Annotated in this window: 8 protein-coding genes; 5 read left to right on the top strand and 3 right to left on the bottom strand. The window is 69.8% G+C overall.

Annotation, left to right across the window (positions count from 1 at the left end; translation table 11 throughout):
- The first annotated feature begins 4 nt into the window (after window positions 1-4).
- Genes ACWDUA_RS02390 through ACWDUA_RS02405 form a run of 4 tightly spaced genes read left to right on the top strand, consistent with a single transcriptional unit; the run spans window position 5 to window position 4,671 of the window.
- Window positions 5-1,813 (top strand): thiamine pyrophosphate-binding protein, encoded by a 1,809-nt coding sequence (locus ACWDUA_RS02390; RefSeq protein ID WP_449749411.1) that lies wholly within the window; start codon window positions 5-7, stop codon window positions 1,811-1,813.
- A 7-nt stretch (window positions 1,814-1,820) separates the two neighbouring features.
- Window positions 1,821-2,498: an SRPBCC family protein gene (locus tag ACWDUA_RS02395; RefSeq protein ID WP_449749412.1), complete on the top strand. Its 678-nt coding sequence runs from the start codon at window positions 1,821-1,823 to the stop codon at window positions 2,496-2,498.
- Window positions 2,495-3,532: a 3-oxoacyl-ACP synthase III family protein gene (locus tag ACWDUA_RS02400; protein ID WP_449749413.1), complete on the top strand. Its 1,038-nt coding sequence runs from the start codon at window positions 2,495-2,497 to the stop codon at window positions 3,530-3,532. Before ACWDUA_RS02395 ends, ACWDUA_RS02400 begins: the two co-directional genes overlap by 4 nt.
- On the top strand, window positions 3,529-4,671 hold the full coding sequence (locus ACWDUA_RS02405; protein ID WP_449749414.1) for a pyridoxal phosphate-dependent aminotransferase: 1,143 nt from the start codon (window positions 3,529-3,531) through the stop codon (window positions 4,669-4,671). Before ACWDUA_RS02400 ends, ACWDUA_RS02405 begins: the two co-directional genes overlap by 4 nt.
- Here the strand turns inward: ACWDUA_RS02405 and ACWDUA_RS02410 are convergent.
- Both ACWDUA_RS02410 and ACWDUA_RS02415 read right to left on the bottom strand, forming a co-directional pair.
- Window positions 4,581-5,261, bottom strand: coding sequence for a hypothetical protein (locus ACWDUA_RS02410; protein WP_449749415.1), 681 nt, complete (start codon window positions 5,259-5,261; stop codon window positions 4,581-4,583). The genes ACWDUA_RS02405 and ACWDUA_RS02410 overlap by 91 nt on opposite strands.
- 143 nt (window positions 5,262-5,404) lie before the next feature.
- Window positions 5,405-8,275 carry a BTAD domain-containing putative transcriptional regulator gene (locus ACWDUA_RS02415; protein ID WP_449749416.1) on the bottom strand — a complete coding sequence of 957 codons (2,871 nt, stop codon included), beginning with the start codon at window positions 8,273-8,275 and terminating at the stop codon, window positions 5,405-5,407.
- Window positions 8,276-8,485: 210 nt separating this feature from the next.
- On the opposite strand from ACWDUA_RS02415, the gene ACWDUA_RS02420 reads away from it, so the two are divergent.
- Entirely contained in the window at window positions 8,486-10,045 is a 1,560-nt protein-coding gene (locus ACWDUA_RS02420) for an AMP-binding protein (protein WP_449749417.1), read from the top strand.
- On the opposite strand, the gene ACWDUA_RS02425 is transcribed toward ACWDUA_RS02420, so the two are convergent.
- The gene (locus ACWDUA_RS02425) at window positions 10,021-11,649 is read right to left on the bottom strand and encodes an ABC-F family ATP-binding cassette domain-containing protein (protein WP_449749418.1); all 1,629 of its coding nucleotides are present in this window, start codon (window positions 11,647-11,649) and stop codon (window positions 10,021-10,023) included. The two genes, ACWDUA_RS02420 and ACWDUA_RS02425, sit on opposite strands and share 25 nt — an antisense overlap.
- Window positions 11,650-11,813 lie beyond the last annotated feature (164 nt).

The following is an 11,813-nucleotide window of genomic DNA, read 5'->3' on the forward strand; positions in this document are numbered from 1 at the left end:
CCCGATGACGATCACACGATCGGCCACCGGGCCCACCACACCACCTGCGGGCGACGCCATCGTGTCGCGGCACCCCGACGAGCTCGTGTCGCGGCACCCCGACGAGCTCGTGTCGCGGCACCCCGACGAGCTCGTGTCGCGGCTCGCCGACCAGCTCATGTCGCGGCTCGCCGCGAGCGGGGTCACGACCGTCTTCGGCGTCCATGGTGCCAACGCGGAGGATCTCTTCGACGCGGCGGCGGGCGACGACCGTCTCCGCGTGGTCGTCGCCAAGCACGAGTTCGGCGCCGGTGCGATGGCGGACGGGCTGGTGCGCATCAGCGGAACACCTGCCGTCGTCCTCACCACTTCGGGTGGCGGTGCGATGAATGTGGTTGCAGCCCTGGCGGAGTCATATGACAGCCGAGTGCCTGTCCTCGCCCTCGTCGGGACGGCCGCACGGCCCGGCGTCGGCCGCGGGGCATTCCAGGACATGGCGTCGTTCCCCGACACCCCCGACATCGCACGGGTGCTCTCCGGTGTGGTGGGCGCCGTCCGCGTCGTCGACGATCCCACCCGGGTCGACGACGCGCTCGACGAGGTGTTCGCGGTGCTGCGGGCGGGTCTGCCCGCCGCCCTGGTGCTGCCCAAGGACGTGCAGACGGCACTACTGCCGCCCGGCCGGGCGCCCGTCACCGGCATCGATTCTCGCGCCCGCATCGATTCCCGCTCCGAGATCGATTCCCTGGCAGACGAACTGACGCGGGCACTGGCCACCGGTGCACGGATCTGCGTGTGGACCGGCGAGGAGGCCTCGCGCGCGCAACCGCACGCCGAGCTCGCCGAGTTGCTCACTGTGCTCGACGCCGACCATGTGGTGTCGCCGGGCGGCCGCGACCTCGCCACCGCCCGCACCGCCGGGATCACCGGCGTGATGGGACATCCTTCGGCACACCGGGCCCTCGCCGCGGCACAGGTCTGCCTGGCTGTCGGCTGCCGTCTCTCGGCCACCGACCGCGCAGGTCTCGACCCGACCCTGCGCGACACCACGATCATCCATCTCGGCCGATTCGACCCACGGCTGCCCGGCGTCGACCGGGTCATCGGGGTCGACGACCTCCGCACGGCGATCGATGCACTCGTCAGGGCACTACGGGAACGGATACCGGCTGATTCCATCCGGTCGGCGCTCGCCCGTTGCCAGATCGAGTACCTGCCCACCCCGACGACCGGACCCGGTCTGAGCATGCGCACGGCGGTCGAGGCACTGGGCGCCACGATCCCTTCGGGTACACGGGTTTTCGCTGACGCGGGCAACACCGGCGCGAGCGCCGTCCACCACCTGCCGTTCGGCGCCGGACGTTTCGTCGTCGCACTCGGCATGGGTGGCATGGGGTATGCGATCGCCGCCGGCATCGGTGCCGCGATCGGCACCGCCGCAACCGATCCGGCCTCCGACGACGATGCCCGGCATCCGCCGCGAACGGTGATCATCGCCGGCGACGGGGCGTTCCTGATGCACGGATTCGAGATCCACACGGCCGTCGAACACTCCGCCCCGGTGACCCTGGTGGTGCTGAACAACAACGCGCACGGTATGTGTCTGGTGCGTGAGAACCTGTACTTCTCCGGGACGCCCCCGGTCAACCGATTCGGCGAGACCGACATCGCCGCCGGACTCGGCGCGATGTTCACCACGATGTCGGTGCGACGCGCCACCGACGCCGACGCGGTGCGGGCGGCGGCATCCGAGCTGTTCGCGGAATCCGGTCCCAACTGCCTCGTCGTCGACACCCCGGCGCACGAGATCCCTCCCTTCGCCCCCTTCCTGTGAGGTCCGCATGATCCCGACAACACCACCGCCCTCGACGTCGACTCCCCTCGCCGACCTCGACGGCGTCGTCCTCGACGGCGTCATCCGGGCCGAGACCCACACGCGCGCGCAGATGACGCCCACCGTGATCGACATGATCCGCTCGGTGTACCCGCACGAGCGGGTCTTCGGCAGCTACTGCCCGGTGCAGGGCTACGTCGACGCACCCCCGCGCGAGCTCTACGAGTGGCTCGCCGACACCCGATCGCTGGAGGAATGGACCTACAGCACCCGCGACCTCCGTCCGACCGGAACCCCCGACCTGTGGACGGGTCGCGACCGGCTGGCCACCGACACCGACTTCTACGTCCGCACCGTCGCCAACCCCGAGGCCATGACCGTCGACTACCACTGTGCGTGGGACCAGGGCGACCACCTGTGGATGATCTATCTGATGCGGGTGGTCGACGCCCGGCTGGTGCTGAACAGGCCCGGCTCGGTGGTGCTGTGGAACAACTGTCGGCATCCCTTCTACGACGCCAACCCCTACCCGGAGACCGCGCCGGTGGGGCGGGAGGAATGGGTCGGGGACCTCTGGGACATGTTCAGCGCCGGTCACCGGATCGAGCTCGACAACCTCACCGCCATCGCCGAGCACCGGCACCGCGCCGGTCTGCCCCTGACCCCCGATTGGATGCGTTCATGACCGCCGTTCACGCCCCCGACACGCCCCCGGTGGCGCTGGCCGACCTCGCGACCTATCTGCCCGAGAACCGGGTTCCCGCCGACTATTTCGCGGGCTTCGCCGAGGACGACTCCCTCGCCGACAGCGTCATGTTCCGGGCACCGGCCTTCCGTCACCACGCGGCCGACGGCGAGTCGTCGGCCGACATGATCGTCTCCGCTGCACGGGCGTTGCTCGATCGGCACGGCACCGATCATCTCGACGACGTGGACATCGTCCTGACCCACAGTCAGCTCCCCGAGGTGCCGGTCCGCGGATGCGTCGGTGAGGTCGTCCATCGGCTGGACCTCACCCCGTCGCTGGTCCTCGACGTGCACAACGGTGGCTGCGCCGCCTTCGTGCACATGATCGACGTCGCGGGATCACTGCTGCGTGGTGGGCGTGGCCGCAAGGCGCTGATCGGGTTGGCGCAGAACAGCGCCGGACAGATCTTCACCCAGGAGCAGGTCCGCGGAAAGGCGCAGGCCGCCATCCCCGGCGACGGCGCCGCGGTCGCCGTGATCACCCTCGACGACGCCAACCCCGTGCTCGGCATCGCCGCGCGCAGTCACGGCCAGTACTCCGGTGACATGACATCGGTGGCCGAACCCGACCGCAGGTACTGGGAGGCCGGCCCCGGCCAGATCCACGTGGGATTCACCGAGGCCAAGGTCACCAAGGTCCTCGCCCGGGGCAACCGAATGGTGCCCGAGGTCGCGATGGCGGTGGCCGACGAGATCGGGATCCGGCCCGCCGACCTCGACCTGCTGGTCACCAATCAACCCAACCGCATCTTCCTCCGGAACTGGCGTGAGGCGCTCGAGCTGCCGGAGGAGCGGCATCCCGACACGTTCGACACGTGCGGGAATCTGTTCGCGGTCGGCATTCCGATGACCCTCGACGCGGCCATCACCGATGGGCGGGTGGCACCGGGCTCGGTGGTCATGGCCGCGGCGTTCGCCCACGCCGGCGACTACGCGGCAGCAGCCGCCCTACGGTGGAACGGGAGGTCGTGACCATCGCGGCGCCGATCCGGCTGGACCTCAACGAGTCGGTCTTCGGTCCGCTGCCGTCGGTGACCCTGGCGCTGGTGCGGTCGGCCGGCCAGGCCCATCGCTATCCCGAGTTCCGGCCCGAGCACTCGCGACACGTCATCGCCGCCCACCTGCGCACCGATCACCTCGGGACCGGTGCGTTCGAGCTGACGCCCGAGCACATCACCGTCGGTCCGGGCGGGACCGCCGTGGCGCACTCCGTGCTCGCCGCAGCCGTGGCCCGGGCCACCCGCCGTGGCGTGGCCGAACCCGAGATCGTGACCGCCACACCGACGTTCGAGGGATTCGCGTTGATCTCCGAGGCGCTCGGTGCCCGGTTGGTGGGGATCGGCATCGACGCCGCGGGCCGCCCCGACCTGCGCACCCTGCGCGCTGCGATCGGACCGGCGACGGCCGCGGTCATCATCTGCTCACCGCACAATCCGACGGGCGTGTGCGTCGATGGCGACGAACTGCACCGCCTCCTGACCGACTGCCCGGATGGCGTACGACTCCTCCTCGATCAGGCCTACGTCGAGTACTGCGTCGACCCGCCGGACCTGTGCTCCCTGCTCGAGGCGTCGTCGGAGCTCGTCGTCCTGCGGACGCTGTCGAAGGCGTACGGTCTGGCAGCGGTACGGGTGGGGTACGCCATCGGACATCCGTGGGCGATCGCCGAGACCCGCCGGTTCGAGCTGCCCTTCGCGGTGAGTTCCGCTGCGGCGGAGGTCCTCCCGGTGGCACTGGCCGCCCGGACCGAACTCGCGGAGCGCGTGGCCGCCACGCGTGCGCAGCGCGATCGGCTGGTGCAGGCCTCGACCGCTCTCGGCTGGGATGTCCTGCCGAGTCAGGCCAACTTCGTGTATCTCCCGGGTGCGCAGGGTCACGCCGCGGGCCGCCTTCTGGCCGAGGCGGGCCTGCATGGAAAAGCGCTGGAGAACAATGGTTTTCGACTGACAATCGCAGACGCCGCGATCACCGATCGGGTGCTCGATGCCCTCGCCGGCGGTCCGGGAGACCCCGGCTGTCATCATGGTCGGTTGACCGGGGCCGGGCGGCTTCCGTCCGCGGTGACCGCATCGCGTGTCCGTGCGGCCAGCAGGATGCCGAGCACGCCGTAGCCGAGCACGAACTGCACCGCACCCACATAGAGCCCCCCGGTGCCGAGCGCTGCGAGCGGCACCCCCCACAGCAACCAGCTCTGCGCGAACAGCGTCTGCCACCGCAGCCACCCCGGCCAGCGGCCGGCGATCGCGACCCGGATGCCGATCACCACCATGCCCAGCATCGACAACGGCCAGCACACGTCGAAGATCGCCCACAGCACCGAACCGTGGATCAGCCAGAGTGCGTCGAGGACGGTCGAACAGATCGCCCCGCACAGCAGCACCGCCTGGATCAGGTATCCGATCCGAGCCACCGAACCGGCGGCGCCCGGCCGGGTCATCGCCTGTTCGGCGTATTGCAGCCGGATGAGGGCGAGCAGCGCGATCTGGAACACCAGGGCACCGGCACCGCCGAGAACCGACACCACACCGAAGCCCTCGGTGTCACCGACCGCCGACAACCCGACGGCCACGGTCACCGATCCGATCGCCAGGACGATGCCGGTGACCCGCCGGTCGGGTGCCACCCGGCCCCGCCACGTCGTCTCGACCCTCTGGTCCACCATCCGGTCGGGTGCCGACCGGTCCACATCCGTACTGTCCATCGTGGGTTCCTCTCCCACTGTGGCCGCCGGGTTCGGCGGCTCGGTGCGAGAAGCGTCCCCGGTGTCGGTTGCGAGACACCTGAGGTCGAGGACGTCGGCGATCCCAGCCGATTCCAAGCGGTCGGCGCGATACTGCCGACGTGTCAGGACAGGCAGGCGGCGACGAGTTCGGCGGCCTCGGCGTCGGTGAGTGCACGTCCGTTCGCGTGGTGTTCGGCGAACAGGTCGGCGTCGACCTGATCGCGGATCTGCGCCACCCACGGACCGAGGTCGACGATGTCCATGGCGTCGGGACGATACCCGGTCATCTCCGTGTGTCGGGCGACCACGCCGAGCAACCGGGCGGCCGTCGCATGATCGCCACGACGGAACGCCACACACGCCAGGGTCTGGATCGCGACCATCCAGGACGTGAGGTCGTCCCCCCGGCGCGTGACGTCGATGAGTCCGGCGAGCTTCTCCTGTGCCGGTCCGTCGATCCTTCCGCCGACGATGTCGCATTTGGCGTACATCCACAGCGACGACCCGACCACCCAGTCGTGTCCACGCATCCGGCCCACCTCCACCGAGCGGGTGAACTCCCGTCCGGCGGTCTCGTGGTCGCCGGCGCGGAAGGCGGCGGCGCCCAGCACCATTCGGGCCGCCGTCTCCAACCAGCCCTGGTCGTCGTCGGCGGCGATCCCGAGGGCGATGCGGGCCCGCGACGCGCCCTCCACGACCATTCCGGCGCCGGCCTGGAAGTTGCCGAGTGTCAGGGTCGCGTCGGCGTACACGAACCTGTCCTCGGGTGTCGCCAGGCCCAGGTCGCCTTCGGTGATCAGACGATCGACGGTGCCCATCGTGGACAGCAGGGCCCCGAGGTCGCCGGCGAGGTAGGCCATCATCATCGCCCCGGTGAGCGCGCGGAGTCGGACCGCGATCGGGACCGCCGGGTCATCTGCGGCCGCGACCGCCGGGTCGAGCATCCGGATGCCCTCGTCGATCAACCCGCGGCGATACCAGTACCACACGATGTTGCCGACGATCTCGAGATAGGCCACCGGATCGTCGGTTCGGCCGCGCGCCAGGGCCGCATGGATGTTCGGCATCTCGACATCGATCCGGCGCGTCCAGCCGAGGCTGTCGTCTCCCTGCAGTCCGGCGAACACCGGCCGGCTGAACTCACGCACCCACTGCAGGTGCGCCGTACGGATGGCGTCGGCGGCGTCGGCTGCGAGATGCTCGCGTGCGTACTGGCGCAGGGTCTCCAGGATCCGGTACCGGCGCGGGTCGCCGCCGATCACGGTCACCATCGACGAGTCGATGAGCGCCTCGAGATCCGGGAGCAGCCGCACCCCGTGGCCGGTCACGGCCTCGGCGGCGGTGAAGTCGAAGCTGCCCTCGAACACCGAGAGCGCGTCGAACAGCGTCCGTTGCGAGTCGTCGAGCGCCCGGTACGAGGAGTCGATCGCGGCCTCCATGCTGATGTGCCGCTCACCACCGGTGCCGGGTGCCCCGCGCCGGTCGTGGCGGAGCATCGCGAACCGGTCGTCGAGCCGTTCGCGCAGCTGCCGTACCGAGAGCACCGAGTTGCGGGCGGCGGCCAGTTCGATGGCCAACGGCAGATTGTCGAGCGCATCGCACAGGGCGACGATGTCGCCGCGGTTCTCGAAGCCGGCAGCCGCCGGCGCCCGTTCGGCGAACAGCGAGGCCCCGTCGGCCAGCGGGGCGAGCACGTACACCGCCTCGCCCGGCACTCCCAGCCGCACCCGGCTCGTCGCCAGGATGGACAACCGCGGGCAGGCGGTGAGCAGACCCAGTGCAGCCTTGGCGATCTCGTCGGCGATGTGTTCGCAGTTGTCGAAGACCAGCAGCGTCTCGCGCTCGGCCAGCAGGGATGCGACGGTGTCGAGTCCGCCCGGGGCGGTCAGCCGCAGCACCCGCACCAGGGTGTCGACGACGGCATCGTGATCGTGGGCGCCGGAGAACTCGAGGAACCAGGGCCCGTCGGTGTCCCCACCGGCGCGGCCCTGGGCCACGGCGAGGGCCACCCGGGTCTTCCCGATCCCCCCGGGACCGGTGACGGTGACCAGGCGTTCGGCGCGGAGTGTCGCGGTCACCTCGGCCACCTCGACGTCGCGACCCACGAACGACGTCAGCGCCGTCGGCACGTGACGGCGGGGCGCGCTGCGGTCGCCGCGGGGATGATCGGCGGTCGGGGGATCGGCCCCGGACCGCACCGGGGCCGGTTCCGACGACGGCCGGGTGGGCAGCAGCGACGGATCCTGTCGCAGGATCGCGGTGTGCAGGGCCACCAGCGACGGCCCGGGATCGGTGCCGAGCTCGTCGGCGACCACGCGACGGGCACGCCGCAGGCTCTCGAGGGCCTCGGCCTGACGGCCCGCACGATACTGGGCGAGCGACAGCAACTCCCACCACTTCTCCCGCAGGGGGTTGGTCCGTAAGAGTTTGGTGAGCTCGGCGATGACGAGTTCCTGGTCGCCGCACGCCGACATCGCCGCGAGGTGCCCGTCGACGGCGTCGGCACGCAACGACTCCAGCCGGTCGGCCTCGACCTCGGCGAACTCCCAGCCCTCCGCGTCGGCGTAGGCCCGCCCCGACCACATCGCCAGCGCGCCGGCGAACAGGTCACGGGCCTGTTCGGTGCGGCCGGCCGCCAGCTCGGCGTGCCCACGGCGGGCCTGCCCGACGAAGCGGTCGGCGTCGAGTGCGTCGTCGGGCAGATGTAGCGCATACCCCGCACCGGCACGGACGAGGACCGTCGGGGTCTCGCGACCGTGTGCCGGTTCGACGCCGCGTCGCAGCGTGGAGACATATCCCTGCAGCGTGCCCGATGCCGAGCGCGGGGGGTCTCCGCGCCACAGTTCGTCGATCAGCGCCGAGACCGGGACGGTGTCACCGCCGGCGATCACCAGTCGGGACAGCAGTGCACGTGGCATCGGCCCGCCGAGTGCGGCGTCGACACCGTCCACCTGCACGCGCACTGCGCCCAACACGTGAACATCGATCGGCATGCCGAGAACAATAGGGCCAATGCACGCGTGTCGGACAGTGGGCCACGCGCCCGGTCATTCGGGCGAACCCCCTGCGGATCCGCGAACCGGACAGCGGCATCGGCGATTCCGCGACCCTGACTGAGCGCTCGCTATAACCTGGGTTCGACCTCAGAGTGATCCGCATCACCCCCATCGTCGGTATCACCGCCCCGTCAGTCAGGAGAGAGTGTGTTCCCAGGAGTCTTTGCCGCCCGCACCCCCGACAAGCCCGCCGTGATCCGCGCCGCGACGGGAGATCAGCTCACCTACCGCGAACTCGACGAGAACTCCACCGCTCTGGCCAACCACCTCGAGAGCCTGGGTCTGCGTCCCGGGGACAGCATCGCCGTGGTGTCGGAGAACGACCTGCACATCTTCGAGGCGTACTGGGCGGCCCTGCGCAGCGGCCTCTACATCACGGCCATCAACCATCACCTCACCGACGAGGAGACCAACTACATCCTCACCGACTCCGCGGCGAAGGTGGTGCTCGCCGGGGCATCGGTGGCCTCCGCCGTCGCGCGCGCGGGCGAGATCGCGGCACTGGCCGCACCCGGCCACCGGATCGCCTGGGGCGGGCCGATCGACGGGTTCGTCTCCTATGAGGACGTACTCGCGGCCGCGGACCGCACACCGCGCACCGATCAGCCGCGTGGCACCGACATGCTGTACTCGTCGGGCACCACCGGACGTCCCAAGGGAATCCAGACGCCGCTGCCACAAGGACAGGTCGACGAGATCCCCGACGCCTACACCGCGATCTTCGCGCCCATGTACGGCTTCGACGAGAACAGCGTCTACCTCTCCCCCGCGCCGCTGTATCACGCTGCACCACTGCGATACTGCGGGACCACCAATTCGGTGGGCGGCACCGTGGTCTTTCTGGACCGGTTCGATCCGGAGGACGCCCTGGCGGCGATCGAGAAGTACCACGCGACCCACAGCCAGTGGGTCCCGACGATGTTCATCCGGATGCTGAAGCTGCCCGACGAGATCCGCTCGAAGTACGACACCGGCAGCCTGAGGATCGCCGTCCACGCGGCCGCGCCGTGTCCGGCCGAGGTCAAGCGGGCGATGATCGAGTGGTGGGGCCCGGTGATCCACGAGTACTACGCCTCCACCGAGGCCGCGGGCGCCACGTTCATCGGCCCGCAGGAGGCCCTCGAGCGGCCCGGGTCGGTGGGCAAGGCACTTCTCGGTGTGGTGCACATCTGCGACGAGGACGGCAATGACCTCCCGGCCGGCGAGGTGGGCCTGGTCTACTTCGAGCGTGAGGAGGCCGCCTTCGAATACCACAACGATCCGGCCAAAACCGCCGAGGCACGTCACCCGCGCCACGCGAACTGGTCGACGACCGGCGACGTCGGCTACGTCGACGAGGAGGGTTACCTGTATCTCACCGACCGCAAGGCGTTCATGATCATCTCCGGCGGTGTGAACATCTACCCGCAGGAGGCCGAGAACGTCCTCGTCACCCATCCGGCGGTGTTCGACGTCGGTGTGATCGGCGTGCCCGACGCCGAACTCGGCGAGGTGGCGATGGCATGCGTGCAGCTCGCACCCGGGTACTCACCGACCGAAGCGCTGGGCGACGAGCTACTCGCCTTCACCGCGTCGAAGATCGCCAAATACAAGGCCCCGCGGAGCGTGGACTTCGTCGACGACCTGCCGCGGACGCCCACCGGGAAGCTGGTGAAGGGCATCCTGAAGAAGGCGTACTGGCCTCAGGCCAGCTCGATCAGTTCCTGATACTCCTCGCTCCAGTGGTCCTCGGTGCCGTCCGGCAGCAGGATCACACGCTGCGGATCGAGGGCCGCCGCCGCACCGGGGTCGTGGGTCACCAGCACCACGGCCCCGGAGTAGCTGCGCAGGGCATCGAGCACCTGCTCACGCGAGATCGGGTCGAGGTTGTTCGTGGGCTCGTCGAGCAACAGCACATTGGCCGCCGACGACACCAGACCGGCCAGGGTCAGACGGGTCTTCTCGCCACCGGACAGGGTGCCTGCCGGCTGTTCGAGCTGCGGTCCGGTGAACATGAACGCACCGAGCAGCCCGCGCAGGTCCTGCTCCCCCGCGTCCGGTGCGGCGTGGCGGATGTTCTCCCACACGGTCGCATCGTCGTCAAGGGTGTCGTGCTCCTGGGCGAAATAGCCGATCTTGAGCCCGAACCCCGGCTCGATGGTTCCGGTGTCGTGGGTCTCGACACCGGCGAGCACCTTCAGCAAGGTGGTCTTGCCGGCACCGTTGAGGCCGAGCACGACCACGCGTGACCCCTTGTCGATGGCGAGGTCGACGCCGGCGAAGATCTCCAGCGAGCCGTATGCCTTGGTCAGCGACGACGCCATCAGGGGGGTCTTGCCACACGGGGCCGGATCCGGGAAACGGATCTTGGCGGTACGGTCGGCCACCCGCTCGTCGTCGAGGGAGTCGAGCATCCGCTCGGCGCGCTTGAGCATGTTCTGCGCGGCCGTGGCCTTGGTGGCCTTCGCGCCCAGCTTGGCCGCCTGTGACCGCAGCGCCGACGCCTTCTTCTCGGCGTTGGCACGCTCGCGCTTGCGGCGCTGCTCGTCGGTGGCACGCGCGTCGAGGTAGCGCTTCCAGCCCATGTTGTAGACGTCGGCCTCACCCCGCACGGCGTCGAGGAACCACACCTTGTTGACCACGTCGGCCAGCAGGTCGACGTCGTGGCTGATCACGATCAGACCGCCGTCGTGGTTCTGCAGGAATCCGCGCAGCCAGGTGATCGAGTCGGCGTCGAGGTGGTTGGTCGGCTCGTCGAGCAGCAGCGTGGTGGTGGACTTGCCGGAGCCGTCGGAGGCCGCGAACAGGATGCGCGCCAGCTCGATTCGACGTCGCTGACCACCGGACAGGGTGCGCAGCGGCTGACCGAGAACGCGGTCGGGAAGGCCCAGGCTGCTGCAGATGCGGGCCGCCTCGGACTCGGCGACATACCCGCCGAGCGCGGAGAACCGCTCCTCGAGCCGGCCGTACTTGGCGACCGCGCGATCACGCACCTTGTCGTCGGCGGCCTCGGCCATCAGGGCCTGCTGCTTCTCCATGTCGTGCAGAATCGAGTCGAGTCCCCGCGCCGAGAGGACCCGGTCCTTGGCCAGGACGTCGAGGTCGCCCTCCTTGGGATCCTGCGGGAGATACCCGAGTTCACCGCTGCGGACGACGGTGCCCGCATACGGTTCGGTCTCGCCGGCGAGGATGCGCAGGGTGGTGGTCTTGCCTGCGCCGTTACGCCCGACCAGCCCGATCCGGTCGCCCGGTTGGATGCGCAGTGCAGGGCCGGGCGCCGACAGCAGGGTCCGGGCGCCCGCTCGGACTTCCAGGTCGGTCGCGGTGATCACGACGGTCCAGTCTACGGGGCGGGGTCGCGATCCCCGGAATCGTGAGGTCGGCACCACAGTCCCGGGGCGCCACCGGCAGCGGTCGGACACCCCTGATGGCCGATTGGGTAGCCTCGACTACACTAGCTTAGCCTCACCTTAGTGACTGATCAGGTGACCTGTTC

It is taken from the genome of Gordonia sp. NPDC003376 (genome assembly GCF_053589235.1).

Excerpts from the sequence above, each read along its gene's own strand:
- ACWDUA_RS02395 (WP_449749412.1), top strand. The coding sequence starts at position 1,821 with ATGATCCCGACAACACCACCGCCCTCGACGTCGACTCCCCTCGCCGAC.
- ACWDUA_RS02400 (WP_449749413.1), top strand. The coding sequence starts at position 2,495 with ATGACCGCCGTTCACGCCCCCGACACGCCCCCGGTGGCGCTGGCCGAC.
- ACWDUA_RS02415 (WP_449749416.1), bottom strand. The coding sequence starts at position 8,275 with ATGCCGATCGATGTTCACGTGTTGGGCGCAGTGCGCGTGCAGGTGGAC.
- ACWDUA_RS02410 (WP_449749415.1), bottom strand. The coding sequence starts at position 5,261 with ATGGACAGTACGGATGTGGACCGGTCGGCACCCGACCGGATGGTGGAC.
- ACWDUA_RS02390 (WP_449749411.1), top strand. The coding sequence starts at position 5 with ATGACGATCACACGATCGGCCACCGGGCCCACCACACCACCTGCGGGC.